This is a genomic window from Sphingomonas sp. CD22 (assembly GCF_034556155.1).
Classification (GTDB): Bacteria; Pseudomonadota; Alphaproteobacteria; order Sphingomonadales; family Sphingomonadaceae; genus Sphingomonas.
The window spans coordinates 1-20,478 of the sequence record NZ_JAYDYX010000016.1 but is presented as its reverse complement, the minus strand read 5'-3'; the positions used below and the strand labels follow the sequence as shown (position 1 = coordinate 20,478).

General features: G+C 60.3%; 22 protein-coding genes. 8 read left to right on the top strand and 14 right to left on the bottom strand.

Annotation, left to right across the window (positions count from 1 at the left end; translation table 11 throughout):
- Positions 1-562 (top strand): DUF6118 family protein (locus tag SFC76_RS19325; protein ID WP_416222452.1); only part of this gene is annotated, 562 nt, incomplete at its 5' end.
- A gap of 187 nt (positions 563-749) precedes the next feature.
- On the opposite strand, the gene SFC76_RS19320 is transcribed toward SFC76_RS19325, so the two are convergent.
- The 3 genes from SFC76_RS19320 to SFC76_RS19310 all read right to left on the bottom strand — a co-directional run bounded on the left by SFC76_RS19320 (position 750) and on the right by SFC76_RS19310 (position 4,084).
- Positions 750-1,112 carry a hypothetical protein gene (locus SFC76_RS19320; RefSeq protein ID WP_322851047.1) on the bottom strand — a complete coding sequence of 121 codons (363 nt, stop codon included), beginning with the start codon at positions 1,110-1,112 and terminating at the stop codon, positions 750-752.
- A 97-nt stretch (positions 1,113-1,209) separates the two neighbouring features.
- Entirely contained in the window at positions 1,210-1,794 is a 585-nt protein-coding gene (locus tag SFC76_RS19315; RefSeq protein ID WP_322851046.1) for a hypothetical protein, read from the bottom strand.
- Positions 1,795-1,798: 4 nt separating this feature from the next.
- Positions 1,799-4,084, bottom strand: a complete 2,286-nt coding sequence (locus SFC76_RS19310; protein WP_322851045.1) for a helix-turn-helix transcriptional regulator — start codon at positions 4,082-4,084, stop codon at positions 1,799-1,801.
- 64 nt (positions 4,085-4,148) lie between these two features.
- On the opposite strand from SFC76_RS19310, the gene SFC76_RS19305 reads away from it, so the two are divergent.
- Together SFC76_RS19305 and SFC76_RS19300 are read left to right on the top strand one after the other, a co-directional pair.
- Complete coding sequence (locus tag SFC76_RS19305) at positions 4,149-4,724, top strand: recombinase family protein (RefSeq protein WP_322851044.1); 576 nt, start codon at positions 4,149-4,151, stop codon at positions 4,722-4,724.
- A complete protein-coding gene (locus tag SFC76_RS19300; protein ID WP_322851043.1) occupies positions 4,721-5,131 on the top strand; it encodes a DNA mismatch endonuclease Vsr in 411 nt (136 codons plus the stop codon). The genes SFC76_RS19305 and SFC76_RS19300 overlap by 4 nt, the downstream gene beginning before the upstream one ends.
- On the opposite strand, the gene SFC76_RS19295 is transcribed toward SFC76_RS19300, so the two are convergent.
- From SFC76_RS19295 to SFC76_RS19280, 4 genes are all read right to left on the bottom strand, one after another.
- Positions 5,128-5,985, bottom strand: coding sequence for a hypothetical protein (locus tag SFC76_RS19295; protein ID WP_322851042.1), 858 nt, complete (start codon positions 5,983-5,985; stop codon positions 5,128-5,130). The two genes, SFC76_RS19300 and SFC76_RS19295, sit on opposite strands and share 4 nt — an antisense overlap.
- The gene (locus SFC76_RS19290; protein ID WP_322851041.1) at positions 5,982-7,130 is read right to left on the bottom strand and encodes a DNA (cytosine-5-)-methyltransferase; all 1,149 of its coding nucleotides are present in this window, start codon (positions 7,128-7,130) and stop codon (positions 5,982-5,984) included. The genes SFC76_RS19295 and SFC76_RS19290 overlap by 4 nt, the downstream gene beginning before the upstream one ends.
- A complete protein-coding gene (locus SFC76_RS19285; protein WP_322851040.1) occupies positions 7,123-7,338 on the bottom strand; it encodes a hypothetical protein in 216 nt (71 codons plus the stop codon). Before SFC76_RS19285 ends, SFC76_RS19290 begins: the two co-directional genes overlap by 8 nt.
- A gap of 75 nt (positions 7,339-7,413) precedes the next feature.
- Complete coding sequence (locus SFC76_RS19280) at positions 7,414-7,989, bottom strand: GIY-YIG nuclease family protein (protein ID WP_322851039.1); 576 nt, start codon at positions 7,987-7,989, stop codon at positions 7,414-7,416.
- Between the two features lie 173 nt (positions 7,990-8,162).
- On the opposite strand from SFC76_RS19280, the gene SFC76_RS19275 reads away from it, so the two are divergent.
- Positions 8,163-9,836 carry an AIPR family protein gene (locus tag SFC76_RS19275; protein ID WP_322851038.1) on the top strand — a complete coding sequence of 558 codons (1,674 nt, stop codon included), beginning with the start codon at positions 8,163-8,165 and terminating at the stop codon, positions 9,834-9,836.
- Positions 9,837-9,984: 148 nt separating this feature from the next.
- On the opposite strand, the gene SFC76_RS19270 is transcribed toward SFC76_RS19275, so the two are convergent.
- Positions 9,985-11,244 (bottom strand): hypothetical protein, encoded by a 1,260-nt coding sequence (locus SFC76_RS19270; RefSeq protein ID WP_322851037.1) that lies wholly within the window; start codon positions 11,242-11,244, stop codon positions 9,985-9,987.
- A gap of 129 nt (positions 11,245-11,373) precedes the next feature.
- On the opposite strand from SFC76_RS19270, the gene parA reads away from it, so the two are divergent.
- The 3 genes from parA to SFC76_RS19255 are packed head-to-tail and all read left to right on the top strand — an operon-like array spanning position 11,374 to position 12,732.
- Positions 11,374-12,051, top strand: a complete 678-nt coding sequence (parA, locus tag SFC76_RS19265) for a ParA family partition ATPase (RefSeq protein WP_322851036.1) — start codon at positions 11,374-11,376, stop codon at positions 12,049-12,051.
- Position 12,052: 1 nt separating this feature from the next.
- The gene (locus tag SFC76_RS19260) at positions 12,053-12,322 is read left to right on the top strand and encodes a ribbon-helix-helix domain-containing protein (RefSeq protein WP_322851035.1); all 270 of its coding nucleotides are present in this window, start codon (positions 12,053-12,055) and stop codon (positions 12,320-12,322) included.
- Positions 12,323-12,339: 17 nt separating this feature from the next.
- Positions 12,340-12,732, top strand: coding sequence for a hypothetical protein (locus SFC76_RS19255; protein WP_322851034.1), 393 nt, complete (start codon positions 12,340-12,342; stop codon positions 12,730-12,732).
- Positions 12,733-12,845: 113 nt separating this feature from the next.
- On the opposite strand, the gene SFC76_RS19250 is transcribed toward SFC76_RS19255, so the two are convergent.
- The 6 genes from SFC76_RS19250 to SFC76_RS19225 form a co-directional block, all read right to left on the bottom strand.
- The gene (locus tag SFC76_RS19250; protein WP_322851033.1) at positions 12,846-13,721 is read right to left on the bottom strand and encodes a replication initiation protein; all 876 of its coding nucleotides are present in this window, start codon (positions 13,719-13,721) and stop codon (positions 12,846-12,848) included.
- A 716-nt stretch (positions 13,722-14,437) separates the two neighbouring features.
- A complete protein-coding gene (locus SFC76_RS19245) occupies positions 14,438-15,988 on the bottom strand; it encodes a type IV secretory system conjugative DNA transfer family protein (RefSeq protein ID WP_322851032.1) in 1,551 nt (516 codons plus the stop codon).
- On the bottom strand, positions 15,988-16,269 hold the full coding sequence (locus SFC76_RS19240; RefSeq protein ID WP_322851031.1) for a hypothetical protein: 282 nt from the start codon (positions 16,267-16,269) through the stop codon (positions 15,988-15,990). Before SFC76_RS19240 ends, SFC76_RS19245 begins: the two co-directional genes overlap by 1 nt.
- Positions 16,266-16,490, bottom strand: a complete 225-nt coding sequence (locus tag SFC76_RS19235; RefSeq protein ID WP_322851030.1) for a conjugal transfer protein TraD — start codon at positions 16,488-16,490, stop codon at positions 16,266-16,268. Before SFC76_RS19235 ends, SFC76_RS19240 begins: the two co-directional genes overlap by 4 nt.
- A 13-nt stretch (positions 16,491-16,503) precedes the next feature.
- Complete coding sequence (locus SFC76_RS19230; RefSeq protein WP_322851029.1) at positions 16,504-16,833, bottom strand: conjugal transfer protein TraD; 330 nt, start codon at positions 16,831-16,833, stop codon at positions 16,504-16,506.
- 8 nt (positions 16,834-16,841) lie between these two features.
- The gene (locus SFC76_RS19225; RefSeq protein ID WP_322851028.1) at positions 16,842-17,210 is read right to left on the bottom strand and encodes a hypothetical protein; all 369 of its coding nucleotides are present in this window, start codon (positions 17,208-17,210) and stop codon (positions 16,842-16,844) included.
- A 172-nt stretch (positions 17,211-17,382) separates the two neighbouring features.
- Between SFC76_RS19225 and traA the strand changes: the two genes are divergently transcribed.
- The gene (gene traA, locus SFC76_RS19220; protein WP_322851027.1) at positions 17,383-20,298 is read left to right on the top strand and encodes a Ti-type conjugative transfer relaxase TraA; all 2,916 of its coding nucleotides are present in this window, start codon (positions 17,383-17,385) and stop codon (positions 20,296-20,298) included.
- Positions 20,299-20,478: the final 180 nt, after the last annotated feature.

Genomic DNA, 20,478 nt, shown 5'->3' with positions numbered 1-20,478 from the left:
GCAGCAGGGCGTCAATGCCACGGCCGAGCGGATCGCGGTTATCAACGACGTGATCGCGCGGAGTCCGGCGCTGGCGATCACGCCAGAGCAGATGGCGCAGCGCATCGCTGCAGCGGGCAATGCCGCCCGGCGTGAGGATCAGGCGGCGCTCGCCAAGGCGGGTGAGGACAAGGCGCGCGTCATGGCTGATCTTCGCGCCATCGCCGGTTCGGCATGGAACAGGCACGACCAGAAGAACCGGCAGCTATGGTTCGGGTTGGGCGGGATAGCGATCGGCATTCTAGCGTGGGCGATCGTGCCGGGACTTGTCGCGCGCGAGGTCGCGCCGTCAAGCTGGCAATGGCCCGAGCGCATGGCCGCGCGGACACTGCATCTGCCAATGTGGGATGCGGGACGGAGTCTGCTGATCGCGGATTCGCCGAAAAACTGGAACGTGATGGTGGATGGCTGGAACATCATTCAGAAGAACAGTGAGGAAATTGGAAAATGCCGGAAAGCCGCCACCAAGAGCCGCGACGCGGTACGTTGTACGATCAGGATAGGGGCTGAGAATAAGCAGTAGGCATGATGATCCACGCAACCGAGAAATCTGGACCGTGGTTGGGCGCGTATTCAGCTAACCAGGACTCGTCTCAACGCATAACGCAACGCGACCGACTTGCACGATGCAAGCCGGTCGACGGGTTAGTTTAGAGGTTGCGCTAGACATATCGTAGAAGTGCATTGGCACAACGTTGAACGTGTCGATGTTACCGAAGTCCGAGCCGGCGTTGTGTGTTAGATATGTGAGCCTGCGAACAATCCAGAATATGACCTGACTCGGTCTGGCTATAACCCTGATGAAACAAAGCGGCCACGCTCTTCTCGAATGACTTCTTCGTTCCAGGCGTGTTGTTAATCGTGGCGACAAGTCCGGGGGCCAGGATGTTCGTAAGCGATGACCGCCCATCCTCCGCAACGGCCCTGATCCGCGCAGTCCGGTTTTTTTTATCTACGGCAATATCGAAGCTCTTAGCTGCACCGTTATTGAAAAGCCCTTCGACAGCCGAAACGACATCGGCTTTGAATCCATCGCCTCTTGGCGCTGGAATGAGGTTTTTAGGCTTTGCCACAGCTCACGCTCCGTGTTTTTTGTGATATAAAAATTATAACAAAAAACATGGTTTGTCAATTGCCCATCTGCCGGTCGTGGTCATGGTAGGGCCGCGCTCACAAATCATACCAATCGAAACAGTTGGTGTTGGTCATGAAGGCTTGCAGGACCCGATCGGACGCTTCGACAAGTTTGAAATCGCGGAAGTTCTGCGGCGATTTCTCGCCATGGAACAGGTTGCAGCGCACTTGGTAGATAGTGCGTAACACTTGCTCCCAATTTGGCTGCTGGCCAGGCAACCAGTCGATTGGCTGCTGTTTGACATTGGCGGCTGCGCAAGCGGAGAGCAGGGCTGGTCGGTCATGCAGGCGGAAGGCGTCATGCCCGATTTTTCTACGGACATCCCGCACGTTAAGTACCGGCCACGCTGTTGCGAACGTGTCGACTAGGTGCCCATATTCTCTATCGCTCGCCATCATCTGATCGTGCGCCGCAATCAACCGAGGCTCCGCTACCAATGAATCAATCATTGCGCGGTCGGTATATTCAAGCGTTATCGCTGACATCCAACTGTTGAACGCCATCCACCGATAGATGAACGCGAAGAATGCCTGTTCGTGACCATTGGCGCTAGCTAAGAGTTCGTTTGCCACGTCACGCGACGCCGGATCGAGGCGACGAAAATTATTGAAGCTGATCATCGGCTTAACCTTCCTGTCCAACGGGGCTTGGCAAAAGGGGTAAGGTGCCACTGACCTCGCCCTGTCCAGCGGTCTGTTTTAGCGGGGCGATGAAGCTCGTTATCCAAGCGCGCGCTACGCGTCGCTCTAGTTCCTCGCGCAGCTCGACCCTCTCCTCAAACCAAGCACGGAGTCGGCCTGCGACGCCCTCACGGTAGGCACCCATGCCAAGACCATACTCACTCTCGCATGCATCCCACAGTTCCTGTGCGCGGCTGAGGGGCTGAAAATAGACAGCGGCGGCGTGATGCCTCGCTGCATTGACGAAGTCCGCTTCCCACTGCGCGACATTGGCGCGCACCTGCATCAAAAATCCCTGGGCGCTAACCAGTTCGATATTATCAAGATCGGAGTCGATAATCGCGATTAGGCCCCCTACCAATTCGCTCGACCGGACTTTTGCCTCTGCCGCGGCGCCGTCTCCGAGATACTGGAAAGCGTCAAAGTTCCAGAAACGCCCAGCGCGCCGCGTTGCAGCCCAGATCGTACGCGCATGAAGCGTCGTAACTGCAGTAAGCAGGCGTTCGTACGCAGGGCGTCGGGCACCGCGCAGGTTGGCTTGACGGTTGGCGAACCGGTCGAGGTTGCCGCTCACCGTTGACAGCGCCGCTAGCGCCTCAGCCTCCGCGCGATTATCAATCATCTGGTCGATTGCAGCAATCGTTGCTTCCGCAGCTTTTGCCTGCGTCCGTCGAACCGACGCGATGCGATCGAGTACGAATGTCGTTAGTGCGTTTGGCTCGTCGGCGCTTGCGTCAAACGCAAAGGCCTCGATACCCGCAAGGCCTATTTTTTGTAGCGCATCATCTACCTGGCCTAGCTTAATGTCATAGCCTTCGTCCCGATCTTCGGCACTTTCGCCGGAATCCTGTCGCATCGACAGTGCGTCGCCGACGCGCGCCAACGCGACGATCGACACGCGATCAAGCAGCGCAGCATCTGCATTGGTCTCGGTGATATGAGTGAGCAGCGCTTGCGAGCTAGGGTCTGGTGCGCTGCCCCATTTGGAACAGAGCAGGGTGACCGCGCGCGGATCATTCATATGCGCCAGGATGTCCGGGCGGACCGCGCTAACATCAACACCGCGCGTGTCGATCACTGCGATGGAAAGACCTGTGTCTCCCACCAACGCGAACGGTACGGTGACTGTGATACGGGCGGGCAATGAGAAATCATCGTGGCGGCCGTTGTTGATCTCGATGAAGGTCGAGCGAAGCCATTGCCGCCCGGCCCGGGCATCAATGCCGTCGAACTCGACGCTGCGCCGGCTTCGGCGCCATAGGCTCAGCCTTGCCGCAAATTCTGCTGTGAATGCATCCAGCGAGGCGAATTCTGTTGCGAGATCAGACGCAGGATCGGGTGCACTCGTCGCACCTTTGCGTGCTCGTGCCGGGCGAGGTAACCCCGCCATATTACGTAGAGCCCGTTCAACCTCTTCAGCGGGTTTATAGTCCGGCGTTGTCGCCGACGCCTCGCCCGCAAGCTTCTCGAACACGCTTTTGCAGACTTCGCTAACCAGTTTGTAGATTTCCTCGTCGCTGACCGGTTCGACCGTCAGCGCAAACTTCTCTCCAGTCTCAACTCGCACGTCGCACAGGGTTGTACGGCCACCCCCGGTATCCAACAGCATGCCTTTAAGGTCGGCAGCGGTTGCCCCGTCGAGCACGAGCCCCGCTTGGCGGCACGCCGCCGTCGTCTTACCGACCCCGATTTCCCCGACATAGACCACTTCATGGTCGAGTGAGAGCAGGTAGCGGCCCGCATCTTCAAGTCGCCGATCAAGCAATTGTGCCTGCCCAGCTAAAACTGTGGGTACCTGACCATCCTCCAAGAAGGCTCGCACCCGGTCAAGGCCGTGCTCAACAGCTACTAACGTGCCGAGATCGGGGTGTCGTAGAGACGGGCGTGGGAGGTGCGTCCAGTTAAGGCGCAGCAGTTCCCCGAAAGCTTGCGCCTCAGGCGTTCCAACAGCCGTAACATAGGCTTCGATGTCAGTGTCGTCACCGTCTCCAGCCTCGATCCGGGACACGCGCGTTTGATTTGCGCTCATCCGTTCGGCGACTTGACGCTGAGTGAGGCCAGAAGCGCCTCGCAAATTGGCCAGTATGACTCCCGCTTCGTTATTCACGATCTCAACGCCCCTATTCAGTGATGGGGCGAATATATTCAGCACAGTTATGAATGCAAGTCTTTTGCGGAAATATTGATAGGCTGCCAATCCAGAGGTGTCAGAACCGAACGGTTTTGACACCACCACCCTGCCCTAGCATTTCCAAGGGTTTGCAGGTGTCAAAACCCCATGCCAGAATAATGGCATGGAAATTGGCTATGCCCGCGTGTCCCGAGGCGACTCCCAGGACATTGACCCGCAGCTTCGCGCACTCCGCGATGCCGGGTGCGATCCCATCTACCAGGAGGAAGCATCGGGCGGCCGAGCCGATCGCCCCGAGCTGGCGCGCGCGATCGGCGCATTGAAGCCCGGCGACGTGTTTGTGGTGTGGAAGCTCGACCGGCTATCGCGCTCGCTTCGCGACCTCCTGTTCACCCTTGAGGCGATCACCGCCGCCGGCGCGGGGTTCCGATCGGTGACGGAGGCGATCGACACCACCACCGCTCCCGGCCGGTTGATGACGCAGATGCTAGGCGCGTTCGCCGAGTTTGAGCGCGCCATGATCCGCGAGCGGACCATGAACGGACTAACCCATGCGCGTAAGGCGGGGCGGCACCTTGGACGACGGCCGAGTCTTAACGGGCAACAGCGCGCCGAGATCATCGCCAAGGCCGAATCCGGGCAAGGCTCCCCCGCCCAGCTCGCCAGCCTGTTCCGCGTGTCGCGATCAACCGTGCAGCGCGTGTTGCGCGATCATCGCGCGCAGCAGGCAACAGGTTGACCGACATTCTGGCGCCAGCGGCGCGATCGGAACGCATGCGGCGCGTGTGTGGAAAGAACACGCGGCCGGAGATGATGGTGCGCGGGTTGGCGCATCGGCTTGGCTACCGATTCCGGCTTCACCGGCGCGATTTGCCCGGCAGTCCCGATCTTGTGTTTCCCGCCCGTCGAGCGGTAATCTTCGTGCACGGATGCTTCTGGCACCAGCACGACTGCCCGCGTGGGGCGCGGCGCCCTTCAAGCAACGCAAGCTATTGGCACCCGAAGCTGGCCCGGAACGTCGAGCGAGACGGGGAAGTCCGACAGCGCCTTGAGAACGAAGGTTGGCGTGTCCTGGCGATATGGGAATGCGAAATGCGCGACAGCGAGCAGCTATCCCGCCGGTTGACCGGCTTCCTCGATCCTTAAACTCGCCGGATCGGCGCCATGTCCGACACTTTCTGGATAACGCCGGCGCGGCGGATCGTGGTGCGCCGCATGAGGTCAGAGCCGCTTTGCAACAGCTCGAAATCCACCTGGTTCAATTCTGTGTCGTGGCCCTTGAAGCAGCGGTGGAAGGCTGACAGCAGCTCGACGGCTTCGATCGGTTGCGCCGGCGCGGTGGGATTGGCGACGGACGGCACGGCGTCGGGAAAGAGGTAGACGCAGGCGGGCGGAACGCGGAATGGTCCAATGTCGGTAAGCCGCGCTCCGTCATCATCGGCGACTTTGGGGCATGGCCGCCCGATCGTGCCGCACACCATGTCCCAAACGATCAGGCCATCGACGCGCTGATTGCGGGAGATCATCTCAGCGCTCAGCCGCGTGTGAATCCCCGACCAGGCGTTGCGGCGGGGGTCGGCGCCAAGATTGGTGCAGATGCTCCAGATCACGAACTCGTCTGCATTGGCCGGCCGCTCGAAGATATTGGTGTTGTTGCCGTCCAGACAGCCTTTCAGGTCGATGACGGCCGTGCGGCCGGAGGGAAGGCGCACAAGATAGTCGTTGCGGCTAGCATCCTCGGTGAGATCCCATCCGGCGATGAAGCCTTCGTCCTCCATATGGTTGAGGACATGTTGGACGAACTCGCGCTTGGCGCGCATCGTGGCGGAGAATTGCCCTCTCACCCGCTCGACGGCACCGCGAAACAGGCCAGAATTATAGAAGTCGCGCTCGTCTAGGCCATGATCGCCGAGCCGGTGCGCCTCAGTCTTCAGGACTTCGGCGAACCGCTCGATTTGCGCGCGCAGATCGCTGTTCTGCTCGCACGGTATGACGCTCATGCAGCGGCCCGTTCGGCAGCCTCCGCCATGCCCAGCAAAGGCTCCAGAATATGATGCGCCAGATGCCGGACGACCGGTACGGCCACGCCATCTCCAGTGAGGTGGTAAGCCTCATTGTAGTTGCGGGGCAGCTTGTAATCGTCGCCCAGGCCCATCAGGCGCGCCGTCTCGCGCGCAGAAATTAGTCGCGACCGGACCTTCGCGCCATCGATGACGACGATTACCTGACGGCTCGATCCGCCGGCCGGCGTCCGCAGGCAGCCGGACATATCATCGAACCGGATTTCGGCGCGCTGCACCTTTACGCCCTTCTCGTTGAGGCGGGTGCGCTTGTAGACACCGCCGACCATGCGGCGCCCAGCCCGCTTGGCCGCGTTCACCTTGGCGAGGTTGATCGGCGACATCATGCCGAGAAGCTGCTGGGTTTCCGCCGGCGTATGCCAGGACACGCTCGTTGGGTTTTCCTCGATCATGCTCGCAAATGTCGAGTTGCGCCGGCTGGGCGTTGGCACGTTCCACCACAGCATGGTTTCTCGCAGTGCGGCAGGCAGCCGCTCGACCGCGCTTTGCAGGCCGCGCGTATGGAAGGGTTCGATTGGACCCGGCGCAAGCAGCGCCGGGTCCACGTTCACATCGGCATGAATCCCGACCACGAACAGCCGTGGCCGGGATTGCGGGAGGAACAGGGCGGCGTTGATGACGAGGGCACCGCAGCGATAGCCCGCATCAGCGAAGGTCTGGCAGATCGCTTCGAAATCCTTGCCGCCGTGCGAAGTCAGCGTGCCGCATACGTTCTCGAGCGCGATCAGTTGAGGCGCTCGATCGTCCGCGATGAGGCCGCGGATCACGTCCCAGAACGGATAGAAGGTGCCGGATCGCTCGCCGCGCAAGCCCGCTCCGCCCCCCGCCAGCGACAGGTCCTGGCACGGGAATGAACCCCATACGAGATCAGCGACGCCGGGCAGGTTGGCGGCGGTGACTTGCTTCACGTCTCCGACCGTCAGCTCGCCGCCGGTGCCCCAGTTGGCTTGGTAGGTAAGCCCCTTCTTGTGATCGAAGTCGTTTGCGAACAGGCATGTCCAGCCTGCGCCCAGGCCGGCGCGCGCCATGCCCCCGCCGGCGAAGAACTCGTAGAACTCAGCCATTGGCGACCCGGCCTTCCTCGCGACGATCGTTGGCGCTTGTCTCGCGCGCCAGCTTCTCCGCGACAGCCTCGGTGATCCAGGTATTGCGCGAGACGTTGCCGAGGCGATCGGCGCGCGCCGCATCGATCTGGGCGAATGTTTCTGCCGACAGGCGGAGGTTGATGCGATCGAGGGCGCGCACCGTGGTAGGTTTGGAAGAAGTGGTCATGGCGCCACTGTGGCGCCAAATATCCTTCCCGTCTAGTATGTTCTATTTCTGTTCCGAAATAGGCGCAAGCTGCTTCTACTCGTCGCCGGGATCAGAATCTCCGGCGAGACCAAGCAGCTCGGCGTGGTAGCTCGCTAGCCGTTTGAAATGGGCGTCCATTGCGCGTGCCACTTGGGGCGAGTTTTTCACCGTCAAGAAATGGCCGACGATCTGAGTATAATGCCCAGCCTGACGAGGGAGCCGCTGCGAAGGATCGATTTTGTCGGCAATCTCCTCTTCTGACATGACTTGGATCGTCTGAGTCGGCTGAGGAATTTCTACGCCCTTAGCGGGTGCTGCCGGGATGGAGCCGTTCATGAGCGGCGATTGCACATTGAAGTGGTGAAACAGAAGACCTTCAAGCGGCGTGATCTCGGCCTTGTTTTCGACTGGGTAGGCGAGAACCCAGGCGATTTCCCACACGTCGATCTGCCGATTGGCGATGATATCCGAACGGGCGGACGTGAGATGCCGGGCAACCCGACTGCGAATGCCATCCGTCGACTGACCGACATAGATCGGCACTTTGTCTAGGTCACAGAGGACATAAACGCCGATCTTGCTGGTCAGGGATCGCACCGCCCTTCGGCGAAAAGCAAAATCGATAGCCAAGAACGCTTCCCCCCTTCCTACGAAGCAGGGTTATCGAATGGACAAGACGGCGCCAAGCGCAAGCGACCGATGACGTGCAGCTATGGCGAAGCGGGTCTCTCCCAGCTACCGTACGAAGGTAGTATGCGTCGCCTTAAGCGGCAGGCAAGAATCTGATTGATAGGGTAGGCCAAATGGTAGCGAATGAGCTTCTTGCGAGCGTTTTCCAACAACGTCGACAGACGTATGATAGCAGCCTGAGTGAGGATGACGCGTTCGAGGTTTTTTGCGCTGACGTAATCCTAAATAAATATGATCCTTCAATAGAAGATATTCAGGACCGCGTTGTTGATGGCTCCCAGGATGGTGGGATTGATAGCGTATTTATATACGCAAACCGTGTTCTCATTGCAGAAGATACCGAACTTTCCTCGTTCAAAAGCCCTGTCGACATAGAACTGGTCATTATACAGTCGAAAAATGAGGCAAATTTTAAGGAAGGTCCGGTTGACAAAATATCGGCCTCCTTGCCGAACCTACTTCGTGATTACGCTAAAACGGCATCAAGCCAAGGCGATCTAAATCAAAGTGTTGTAGAAGCATTTGGTCTTTGGGATAGCGTTGTGAAAACGCTGGCACCGGAATTCCCGACGTTCAAAGTAACGATCTGGTACGCGTGCAAGGGTGCCAGTGTTCCCGCCTCTGCATCTGCGAAGGCAAAAACTCTTGAGGAGACTGTAAAGAGCTTTATGCCTAAGGCAACGATCCAGTTTATGTTCGCTGGATCTAATGAGCTTTACGATCTTGCCGCAGAGCAAAAACTCATCAAAGCAGAGTTGCCTGTAAAGGGGACCCCTCTGTTTGGGAGCAATAGTTCGTATATAGTACTGTCTACGCTTTCGTCTTACGGAAAATTTATTGCAGATGATAAGAACGCGCTTAGATCGTCATTCTTTGATGCAAATGTCAGAGACTACGAAGGTAGCGTAGACGTAAATAAAGATATTGCTGCTACCCTTGCAGAGCAAAAGGGAGATATAGATTTCTGGTGGCTCAATAACGGTGTGACCGTTCTTGCAAGTAAGGCAGCTTTCAGCAATTCAGTTATGACATTGCAGAACCCGTTAGTTGTGAATGGCCTTCAGACATCGTACGAACTTAACAGGTGGATGCGTAAGGGCGGGGTTGATGAAACTCGCCTGGTTATGGTTAGAATAATCGAGACAGAAGACGAAGACGTAATTAATAGTGTTATCAAGGCGACTAACTACCAAACCAAGGTTAAACCGCACTCCCTTCGCGCGACCGAAAATATCCATAGAAAGATTGAAGTATTTCTTGCGCCACATGATGTGTACTACGATAGGCGCAGAAACTTCTATAAGAATGCGGGAAAACCAGCATCTCGGACAATTGGCATTGATAAAATGGCTCAGGCCGTCACGGCGTTCTATCTAGAGGAGCCGAATGTAGCGCGAGCCCGGCCAACCAGTCTGATGAAAGACCCGTACTATGGGAAGATATTTCCTGCGGAAGAACCTCATCCGTTGAAACTATACCTTGTCGCAGCTGAGGCACTTTTCGCAGTTAACGCATTCATGAACAAGTCTGGATACGATAGAATATACAAGAATAACCTACGATTTCATACAATGACTGCACTTAGCTGGAAGCTTTGCGGTAGTATGTCACCGACACCAGAGCAGGTGGCGAAAGTGACAAAAAAAGCGATTGAAAAGGCCGACATCAAGAAAGTTGCCGACTGGGTAGTCTCCCAGTTCGATTTAACCGCCAAGACAGATGCTGTAGCCAAGGACGGCACCTTCACCGCCAGCCTGAAGTCTGCTTGGCCATCTTCGGGTATCTAAGGGAAGGCTAGCTCCATAGGTCACTGCCGCCAATGACCTATGGAGCTAGTTGGAGAAGCTCGAAACGGGCGACGCACGGCGCCCGTGGCCGCATTGTTCAACGTCAGCCAGGTGACGATATCGTGGCTTTCCAAGCCATAGGCTGATCCTAGCTAATCGCTATTTGGAACTGGCTTAGGTCTAGCGCCGTCGATCTCGGCACTGAGATGGCGAGGCCCGCGCCATGCTCAATGAGATGTATGTGCCAGTAGGTCGTGCCACCCTTGTTGGTAGTCGTGTGCAGTGATGGCAGCAGCGGCTTCATAGTCGCGTGAGGGACGGCAAACGCCGTTTCCATGTCCATGCATCCGAGCACGAAGAAGCCGCGTTCGGCTTCTTCGAGGAACGTGTCCCACTGCGGATGGTAGGCGTACCAGTACGGGGCCTGGTTCTTTCCGGTGTACCGTTTGGACATGGAGCAGGCGGCCCGCACGTCCCTCTGAGCGTTCCAGTAGAGCGCGCGGCTCTTCCTCACCAGGCTGGCCGTTTCCCGCCGACCGAGGGCGGCGATCACGTCCTCGCGTTTTGCTTGCAGAACTTGCGCGTCCGTGAAGTGCCAGGTGCCCTTACCAGTTGCCGCCAGGTCGGCTGCGGTCACGATCGATGGCGCGGCTTTCGTCATGGCGAAGTCTGGCGTGGCGGGCACGACGTTGTCGTCGGCCTGTTCGTCCGGTTCGGGCTCCTCCTCCACGTCCGTGGCGGTCGTGAACATCACGTCGACCATGCGATCGAGACGGGTGTATTCGATCGGTGTAAGAAGGCTGCGCATCTTCAGCCCGGTTTCGGCGGCTTCCGTGCTTTCCTTTAGCAGCACTAGCTTGATGAGCGCCTCGGCGCTGATGACGCGTATGTCCCAGGCGTGGCGCGAGCCCCTGATCTGCGCCTCCAGCTCTCCCGTATCCTGTCGGCCCACCACGATCAGGACGGAGGACTCGGCCGACAGCTTGCCGGCTTCCGCGAGTCTTGAGCGATAGGTCGCCAGCGTGTCCAAGGAGAGTCGGTACGCATCAGTGGTCTTCACCTCGACGACGAGTGTGTGCCCTTCGGGCGACAGCCACAGCCCGTCGAAGCCGATCTTACCTTGAACCCCTTGATAACGTCCGTTGGTCGCCACGTAGTCGAGACGGCGGCCGAGTTCGTTCACTAGGTCCTGAAGCACCATGCCGTTTTTTTGAAACGGAACGGTGAGGCAATGGTCCACGTACCGGGCAATCTTCTCCGTGCCGACCTTGCCTAGATACTCGCGCAGTTCGGCGGAGCACGCGCTGTCGTCCTTCAGCGCTCCGTCGCCGGCCGTCGAGACCACCTGCTCAATGCTGAATTTCGCGACACTATCGGGGGCTGTTTCAAAAATGGAAATTAGCGGCATGGCTTGAGCGTAGCGGATGGCCGAAGCAGTACAAGCCTGTGTTGTCCTCTCGTTCACAAGTGAGGTTGCCAACATGCACACCTGTGGGCTATATAGCGTGTTCACACGAGAACGTGTTCAGGTGGCTACATGAAGACTATATCTATTATTAGCCAGAAGGGTGGAGCGGGTAAGACCACGCTTGCCATCCACCTTGCCGGCGCTGCCACCAGTGCAGGTCTGTCCGCGTTGATCCTTGATGCGGACCCACAAGCGACTGCCAGCCAGTGGAATCACTGGCGAGGCGGTGCTGACCCTGAGGTCGTGGACTGCGCCTCCCCTACCCTCCTTCCGCGCAAGGTGCAGCAGGCGGCCGATCTAGGCGCGGACCTGGTCATCATCGACACGCCACCTCACGCGGACATCATGGCGCGCGAGGCCTGCAAAGCCGCAGACCTGATCCTCATTCCATGCCGTCCACAGGCGTTTGACTTGTCAGCGGTCGAAACGACGGCCGAGCTCGTGAAGGCGGCAGGCAAGCCGGCGTTCGTGCTCTTCATGGGCGGCCCTCAGCGCGCGCCGACTACTTACCGGGACGCGCGCGAGCTGATCGAGGGTAGCGGAGGCGTTGAAGGGATGGGCGTGCCAGTCGCGCCCGTCATGCTCACTATGCGCGCAATTTATCACCACAGTACTGCACAAGGGAAAACCGCAATGGAGGCTGAGCCGGACGGCAAGGCCGCGGAAGAGATAGCAGCATTATGGGCGTGGACACGAGAACGTGTGAACTTGTCTTCCGGTAAGCAGAGCAAGAAGAAGCGAGGCTGAGATGAGCAAATTTGGTGCTATGAGGCAGCAGCGTGCAGAACGCGCGAAGGTGGAGCCAAGCGACCCAGCTCCAGCCATTGAGGGCGCGGCGCCAGTGCGATCGGCAGCGCGCCAAGGCAAGAAGGCCGTCAGCGCATATTTTAGTCCGGAGGTCAGCCGAGGTCTGAACGTGCTAGCGGCGGAGAACGGAACTACCCTTCAGGCATTGATGGGCGAGGCGATCGACCTTCTAATGCGCCAGTACGGTAAGCATCCGTTCGGGGAACGGTAAGGCAGGAAGTGTCCTAGATGACGACGACTCCGACTGAAAATGGGCCCGGTGAGCCTGAAACCGTCGAGAGGACGGCCATCGAGGGTTACGCGATCAAGCTAGTGGAGTTCAGTCGTCCACCGAGCAAGGGTGGAAACACGCGCGCGCAGCATCGTCATGCCATGAAAATTCGAGGTGTCTGGTATAGCTGGTTTGCCCTCGGTGCGCAGAAGTGGGCGTTCGTCAACGACGAGGTCTCGTTCAGTTGGGAATGGGACAAGACGCGGCACTACCGCAATCTCGTCCCTGAAAGCCTTCAAACCTGGGATAAGACAGGCAATTTAGTCCATCGAGGCCTTCGAGGTACAAAACCCAAGCTCCGTACTTCCCCAACCCGGCCTCCAGGACGCCGCAGCGAATGGAACGACTAAAGAACTAGAGCCTATGCGAGACAGGCATACACGCTAACACGTGGGACTGTGGTCGTGTGAACACGACCTCATACGGTTTCGATGCCGGCATCGGTGAGTTTTGGGGTAGCGGCTCACCTTTGGGCCGAGGCGCTGAAATCTACCAGCACCGGCAGTTCGGGAATCCCGCCACGCAGTTTGGCGCGCCGCACAATGCTGTGCTGGTCGATCAGGTTCTGTGCGTCGCGCTTACCGCTGGACGTTTTCGGGAACCAGTGGAGCGCCACTCGTTCGACCTTACGCCCGTTCTTAATCGGCGTGAAATCGACATAGAAAGGGCAGAGCTTGTTGATTTCCTCGACAGCGACCTTGAGGCAGTATTTGTTTAGATCGGCGAAGCGTTCGAGTTTGCCTTCGGGCACGTTGAGCAGGCCACGCAGCTCCTCAATCGTGAACTCCTCTTTCTGCTTATATTCGAGGCCAATACGCCGCTCGATCATCTCATAGAGGCAGAGGGCGTATTTTGATTCGAAGCAATACATCACCTGCGTTTTGAGGCGTGCATAGACCTGACTGTTCCGCAGGATCTCAATCAGCTCTTCTGGGATACGATAGTGAAGGAAGCCGTCCTTTTCGAGGCTTTCATCGCTCGGGCCGAGCAGCTGGACACGGCGTTTGTAGCTCTTGCCATCCTTGCGGATCGTGACGATCGCGATGGTGCCCATGAGGCGCAGCAGAGAACTCTCTACGCGCTCGTTGCCCTGGTGCGTCCCTTTCAGTCCTGATTTTGCGATGCGATGGATGATAGGCTCACCAATGCGTTCCCAAGCATTGGCGATAAGCAGGTTGTAGATGCGGCGATCGGCGAGGGTGAGGGGGCTTAGCTCTACAATATCGACCAGCTCGCCGGGCTTGACGATTTCCCCGTAATTGGCGGGATCAAAAGGATTTCCGCGTCCCTTTTGGGCCAGCGTACGGAACGTCATATCGACCACGGCAGGTTGCAACATAGGCTTGACCAACGGTGAGCAAGAGGGGCTTACCAACTCACTTTAGCCGTCAAAAGTGAGCTAGGCAAATGGTTCAGCTCCCCGGTAGAGCAGAGAGGCGGATACCCCAAAACTCACCGATCCTTCTGACCCAGCCAATTACCTACCCCAACGCTCACCAGACCCGGCCCGAACACTCACTTTTACCGGCCCCAAAGCTCACCGTAGGTTACCCCAAAACTCACGCGAATCGACCCCAACGCTCACTGTTGGAGCTGTTTTTCCGCAGAAATCCGGGTCTTTCAGGTCCCTGAATCTTGAATAAGAAGAATTAGAGAATCTGAACGGCGAAAGGTGAGCTTTGGGGTAGGCCTGCCTGTGGATAACTATCGCCAGAATACTCAATACGGAATCGGCCGGCTGGCCGATGCTTTATCCGTTGCGTGCCGGCTACGCCGTCACCGAGGCGGCGCAAGCGCCGCATGCTAGGCGAAAAGAAAAAAGGAGGTTGGGTATCAGATATCGCGCCAGGGCCGTCTTAGACTCCCACAAGGGCAGAAAAGAGGGTTCATGCGACCGGCACAACACGGGACCTCGCTGTTGATGCGCAGATCACCTACTCCGCGATCGGTTTGGTAGAGCGTTAGTCCGATGACCGATTTCTCCGCGGCGGCTGTCGCGGCGAACCACTCTTAGAAGGTGAGGCGCTACCCCAAAGCTCACCTTTCGCGCATCGTTCACCCAGGATCAAACAGCCCAGTGAACTCGCGCTGATCGTAATAGCGGATTTTCTCGACCGCGAGGGGGTGTTCGCCTTGTCGCAGCAGCAGGAGCTGATCAGGCCGCATCCGCATGATTTCATCGGGTGTGGCGAGCCGTCGTGCGGATATGTGACCGCTAACGCTTTCCGAAGGGCCGGCCCGATTTTCGCCCCAGCCAGTGCCGCGTGACGTGCTGACGGTATCGTATTCGATCGTGGTGTCGCCAATCGTGCGCGAGAGCATGTCGGCGGTGGCATGATCGTTGACCCCGAACGTCTGGATCACGCCCGCGTTGGACATGAAGGTGCCGGCCCGCTCCCCATAGGTTGCCTTGAGCTGGTGCATGTCCTGGAGAATCGGCCAGAGTTGGAGGCCATAGCCCGCCATTAGCCCCATTGCGCGCTCGACCGGTTCGAGGCGGCCAAGCGCGGCGAACTCGTCGAGTAGGAACAGCACGGGCCGGGGAGGCTTCGCGGTGGACCGCGCCATGTCGGTGACGGCCTGCGACACCAGCAGCCGTAGCCACCGCGCATAGGTATCGAGCCGATCGGGCGGCAGGCACAGGAACACGGTGGCGGTCGTGTCCTTCAATCCCGCGAAGGTGAAATCGGACGCGGCCGTGCTGGCGACGATGCGCGGGCTGTCGAGAAAATGGGTGTGGCGCTGCGCCGAGGACAGTACCCCGGCGGCTTCGCGGTCGGACTTGCCGAGCTGGCGGTTGGCGGCGCGGGCGATCAGGCCCCCGGCGCCGGTGCTGTCCTGCATATCGGCGAGCAGCGCGGCGAAGCCTACAGGGGCGAGCGTCAGCTTGTCGCGCACCGTCGCCAGCACGCGGCGATTGGCTGGTTCGTGGACGACGGTGTGCAGGATCAGCCCGGCGATCAGCGCCTTGGCTTCCTCGTTCCAGTGCGCTTCGCCCGATTGCCCCGGCGCGTCATGCACCAGCGCGTCAGCGAGGGTGTTGGCATCTTCCGCGAGATCGAGGCTGGCGGGGTCGAGCCGGTCGAGCGGATTGTAGCGGGCAGGGGGCTGACCCGACACGTCGAACGGGTCGAGGCACCAGACCTTGCCCTTGGCGGCACGCGCGCGAGCGGTGACGCGGGCGTTCTCGCCCTTGGGATCGATGCAGATCACCGAGCGATCGAGCAGCAGCAGGTTGGGGATGATCGTGCCGACGCCCTTGCCCGAGCGGGTGGGTGCCATCGTCAGCAGATGCGCCGCGCCGTCGTAGTGCAGCAGCTTGCCCGACTTCGCCGAGCGGCCGATCAGGAGATCCCCGTTCGCTTCCAGCTTCCGCACGTCGGCACGGTCGCCGAAACGGGCAGAGCCGAGCAGATCATTGTGCTGGTTTGCGGCGCGCCGGTTGAAGCGCCAGGCCAGGAACAGGATCGCGCCGGCCAGCAGGAACGGAATGTCGGTCGCGATCTCGCCATAGCCGAAGATGCCCTTGAGCCAGGCGTTGCTCGCCATCAGCACCACGGAAGCGACGAAGACCGCGAACAGCGGGCTGATCCGTCGCCGGGGCATCAGTGCGCTTCCATCGGCGTGATCGGCAGGGATCGGTCGGCGTTGGGATGATTGAGTAGTCTGAGAAGGATTTGCGAGACGAGGGGAGGGGGCACACCTTCGTCCAGCATCATCGCGAAGAACGCATCGTCGTTGGGCGTCAGGATCATGTCCTCGATGACCAGGTTAGCGCGAGAGTCCGCCATGTCCTCATGCCACATCGCGATTTCCGCCGGCGTGCCGCGTACGAAATCCATCGCGCGGACTTGGCCACGGATTGCCTCGATATCGAAATCGTTCATTGCGTTTCGCTCCCTTCAGCCTCCGCATCGAACGCGCGTTTTCCGCGTCTTTTCCAAAGCGCCAGCATGTCGCCGGCCTCGTCGCCGTGACCACGCCCGGCGAGGTCGAGCAGCGCGCCGTAGAGGGTAGCGCGATCGTCGTCGGTCAGCTCGACCAATCCGGCTTTCTGGACCAGCCCGCCCAGCTCAATCAGGTGGCGTGTGCGTTCGCGACGTTGCACGACCCAGCCCCTGTTATCCGTTCGCCGTTCCGCCGCTTCCGCCCGTAGCATCGCCGCCCGGTTCAGTCGCAGCGCCCGATCCGTCGATTGCAGTAGCACCGCCACCCTTGCGCCCGCGCCGCTGAAAGAACGAAGCGCCCTTTGCGCGCCACGCCTCCTTTGCGCTCGCATCCTTTGATCCGATTGCATCGAGCAAAACGCCGGCAAGGGTTTCCGCATCGAGTGCGTCGGCCCCGGTTGCTGCGACGAGCTGGCCGAGCTGTTCGACCCGTTTTGCCTTGAGCGCGCGGGCCTTGTCACCCAGCGCGCGCAGCTCCGCGTCGTAATCTCTGACTTTGCGCATGACAGACCTTAAATCAGTGCGAATACGAGATGCAGGATCGCCGCTGTTTGGGCAATCGTGTGCGGTCCATCGATCCGGCCTAGTACGGTGTTCGAGGTGCCATCGGTGATCTTGCCGCCCTGGATTGCGGCGACCTGGGTGTTGGACGTGCTGCGATACACCTTGCCGTTTTCGATGCGGGCAAGCTGGGTATTGCTCGTGCCTTGGAACACCTTCACGCCATCGATCTTGAGAAGCTGTGTGTTCGAGGTGCCACGATAAACCTTGTTGACGTCGATCCGTGCGATTTGGGTATTCGTGGTCCCTTCGTTGAGCTTCATTCCATCGAGCGTTGCGAGCACCTTGTTGCTGCTGCCGTCATATACTTTGGTAGCCATCGCTCATCCCCAGGTGGATTGTCGCCGACAACTTAGCGCGCTGGATCAGCAGAGGGAAGACCATCACGCCACAAACCAGCATCAGGTCAGTCACGAGGAGCGTAGCGAATTGTGAGTGCGCGCTTATACATCGTTGCCGACGTGCGCTTAGAAGTGTAATAAGCAGGGCGTCATGGCGATCTACCACTTCTCCGCCAAGGTCGTGAGCCGTGCGAACGGATCGAGCGCCGTCGCGAGTGCCGCCTATCGGTCCGCGTCCGAGCTGCACGACGATAGGCTAAACCGCGATCACGACTTCTCGAATAAGGCGGGCGTCATTCACTCCGAGGTGATGTTGCCGGAGGGTGCGCCGGAGCGTTTAAACGATCGCACGACCTTGTGGAACGAGGTGGAGGCAGGCGAGAAGCGCAAGGACGCGCAGCTTGCCCGCGAGGTGGAGTTCTCGATTCCACGCGAGATGAACGAGAAGCAGGGTACTCAGCTCGCGCGCGATTTCGTGAAGAAGCAGTTTGTCGATCGCGGGATGGTCGCGGACCTCAACGTGCATTGGGACAAGGCGAACGACGGCAGCCCGAAGCCGCACGCGCATGTCATGCTGGCGATGCGTGACGTGGGGCCGGAAGGGTTCGGGAAGAAAAACCGAGATTGGAACAGCACCGAGCTGTTGAAGGATTGGCGCGAGGCGTGGAGCGCACACGTCAACGAACGCATGGCCGAGTTGGGGCTTGAGGGCCGGATCGACCATCGCAGCTACGAGGCGCAGGGCATCGAGCTGGAGCCGCAGCACAAGATCGGCCCGGCCGCATCGCGGCGACCGGAGCAGGGGCTTGAGGCAGAGCGGATCGAGGATCACACGCGCATTGCCCGTGAAAACGGCGATCGGATCATCGCCAATCCCAATGTCGCGCTGGACGCGATCACGCGGCAGCAGGCGACGTTCACCACCCGCGACCTTGCGACGTTCGCGTTCCGGCACAGCGACGGCAAGGAGCAGTTCGACCAGGTGATGGGGGCGGTTCGCGGCAGCCCCGAGCTGGTCGCGTTGGGGAAGGACGGACGCGACCAGGAGCGGTTCACGTCGCGCGACATGATCGCGGTGGAGAACCGGCTTGAGCGCGCCGGCGATGAGCTGGCGGGCCGTGGCGAGTACGGCGTTGCCGATCGGCACCGTGACGCCGCGATCGGCGTGGCCAGCGCCAAGGGCCTTGTCCTATCCGGCGAGCAGCGCGACGCCTTCGACCATGTGACCGGCAATGCGGGGCTGGCGTCCGTCGTCGGCTATGCCGGTTCGGGCAAATCGGCGATGCTTGGCGTTGCGCGCGAGGCATGGGAGCGGGAGGGCTACACCGTTCGCGGCGCGGCCTTGTCGGGCATCGCAGCCGAGAACCTTGAGGGCGGGTCCGGCATCCAGTCCCGTACCATCGCCAGCCTTGAACACGCATGGGGGCAGGGGCGCGAGCAGCTAGGCCCGCGTGATGTGCTGGTGGTGGACGAGGCCGGCATGATCGGTTCGCGCCAGATGGAACGTGTGTTGAGCCAGGCGCGCGACGCCGGGGCCAAGGTCGTGATGGTGGGCGACCCCGAGCAGTTGCAGGCGATCGAGGCCGGCGTGGCGTTCCGCAGCGTCACCGAGCGCCACGGCGCGGCCGAGATCACTGAAATACGCCGGCAGCGCGAGGACTGGCAGCGCGATGCTACGCGTTTGCTGGCGACGGGGCGCACCGGCGAGGCGATCCACGCCTATGACGGCAAGGGCATGGTCCACGCGGCCGACACGCGCGAGCAGGCGCGCGGCGAGCTGGTCGACGGTTGGGATCGTGCGCGCCAGACCGACCCGGGCAAGAGCCGGATCATCCTCACCCACACCAACGCCGAGGTGCAGAGCCTCAATGGTGAGGCGCGCGACCGGTTGCGCGCATCCGGCGACCTTGGCGACGACGTGACGGTGAAGGCCGAGCGTGGCGAGCGGCAGTTCGCGACCGGCGACCGTATCATGTTCCTGCGCAACGAGCGCGGCATGGAGGTAAAGAACGGCACGCTGGCGACGATCGAGCGGGTATCGCCCGAGGGCATGGCGGTGCGCCTCGATGACGGGCGTGGCGTCGCGTTCGACACCAAGGACTATGCCCATGTCGATCACGGCTACGCGGCGACGTTCCACAAATCACAAGGCGTGACGGTCGATCGCGCGCACATCCTCGCCACCCCCGGCATGGACCGCCACAGCGCCTATGTCGGCATGTCGCGGCACCGCGACGACATGCAGCTCCATTATGGCCGCGACGACTTTGCCGATCAGCGTCAGCTCGTTCGCGCCCTGTCGCGCGACCGGGGCAAGGATATGGCCAGTGATTATGCCCTACCCGAGCAGGACCAGGCGCGGGCGTTCGCCGATCGGCGGGAGATCGGGTTCCCGGAACTCGCACGCCAGATGGTCGAGAAGGTACGCGATAAGGCGCGCGGCATGTTCGACGGCTTCCGGCCGAAACCGGCAGCAGAACGGCCGATGTCGCCGGAGCGCAGCGCGACCGATCGCCCGCTTCCGGCCTCACAGGCCAAGGCGATCGAGCGTTATGCGCGTGCTGGCGCCGACATAGGCCGGATGCTGGAGAAAGGCTTGCCGGTGCTGGCGCACCAGGAACAGGCGCTGGCGAAGGCCGGTGACGCGCTTGACCAGGTCCGGCTCCATGCTGCCCGTGACCTCGCGTCGGCGATGGCACGCGATCCCAAGCTGATCGAGCAGGCCGCGAGGGGTAACACCAGCGGCGCGGCGCGCGCGATGGAGACGGAGCGTCAGGTCCGCATCGACCCGGAGAAGCGCGCGGGCCGGTTCGTGGAGCAGTGGCAGGGCATGAAGGAAGCGCGTGCCAGCATGGAGCGCGCCGGCGACCACGAGGGCGCGGAGAAGATCGGCAAGCGCATGGATGGTATCGCGGACGGGCTGCACCGCGACCCGCAGCTTGAATCCGTGTTGCAGCGTCGCGCACCCGAGCTTGCGTTGAGTATGGAGCGGGGACGGTCGATCGGACAGGAACTGGCGCAATCGGTCAGCATAGGGCGTGACCGCGACCGTGGCATGAGTCGGTAGGATGAGCATGGACGACGATATTCAGGAAGGGGGCGATCCGGCGGAGGCCTTCGACCGGTTGCGCGCTGTAGTAGAAGGCCAGGACCGCGAGCTGGTGTTGCTACGCCGCGCCGTGGAGGGTTTGGCGGCCGAGCGGGCGCATAGCGACGTTCCCGACTATTCCGAAACGCTGGGGCGGAT

Bases quoted from the DNA above. Each gene is read 5' to 3' on its own strand.
- SFC76_RS19260 (WP_322851035.1), top strand. From the start codon at position 12,053: ATGAGCAAATTTGGTGCTATGAGGCAGCAGCGTGCAGAACGCGCGAAG.
- parA (WP_322851036.1), top strand. From the start codon at position 11,374: ATGAAGACTATATCTATTATTAGCCAGAAGGGTGGAGCGGGTAAGACC.
- SFC76_RS19245 (WP_322851032.1), bottom strand. From the start codon at position 15,988: ATGCCCCGGCGACGGATCAGCCCGCTGTTCGCGGTCTTCGTCGCTTCC.
- SFC76_RS19275 (WP_322851038.1), top strand. From the start codon at position 8,163: ATGGTAGCGAATGAGCTTCTTGCGAGCGTTTTCCAACAACGTCGACAG.
- SFC76_RS19230 (WP_322851029.1), bottom strand. From the start codon at position 16,833: ATGCGCAAAGTCAGAGATTACGACGCGGAGCTGCGCGCGCTGGGTGAC.
- SFC76_RS19315 (WP_322851046.1), bottom strand. From the start codon at position 1,794: ATGATCAGCTTCAATAATTTTCGTCGCCTCGATCCGGCGTCGCGTGAC.
- SFC76_RS19305 (WP_322851044.1), top strand. From the start codon at position 4,149: ATGGAAATTGGCTATGCCCGCGTGTCCCGAGGCGACTCCCAGGACATT.
- traA (WP_322851027.1), top strand. From the start codon at position 17,383: ATGGCGATCTACCACTTCTCCGCCAAGGTCGTGAGCCGTGCGAACGGA.
- SFC76_RS19255 (WP_322851034.1), top strand. From the start codon at position 12,340: ATGACGACGACTCCGACTGAAAATGGGCCCGGTGAGCCTGAAACCGTC.
- SFC76_RS19295 (WP_322851042.1), bottom strand. From the start codon at position 5,985: ATGAGCGTCATACCGTGCGAGCAGAACAGCGATCTGCGCGCGCAAATC.
- SFC76_RS19250 (WP_322851033.1), bottom strand. From the start codon at position 13,721: ATGTTGCAACCTGCCGTGGTCGATATGACGTTCCGTACGCTGGCCCAA.
- SFC76_RS19225 (WP_322851028.1), bottom strand. From the start codon at position 17,210: ATGGCTACCAAAGTATATGACGGCAGCAGCAACAAGGTGCTCGCAACG.
- SFC76_RS19240 (WP_322851031.1), bottom strand. From the start codon at position 16,269: ATGAACGATTTCGATATCGAGGCAATCCGTGGCCAAGTCCGCGCGATG.
- SFC76_RS19270 (WP_322851037.1), bottom strand. From the start codon at position 11,244: ATGCCGCTAATTTCCATTTTTGAAACAGCCCCCGATAGTGTCGCGAAA.
- SFC76_RS19285 (WP_322851040.1), bottom strand. From the start codon at position 7,338: ATGACCACTTCTTCCAAACCTACCACGGTGCGCGCCCTCGATCGCATC.
- SFC76_RS19290 (WP_322851041.1), bottom strand. From the start codon at position 7,130: ATGGCTGAGTTCTACGAGTTCTTCGCCGGCGGGGGCATGGCGCGCGCC.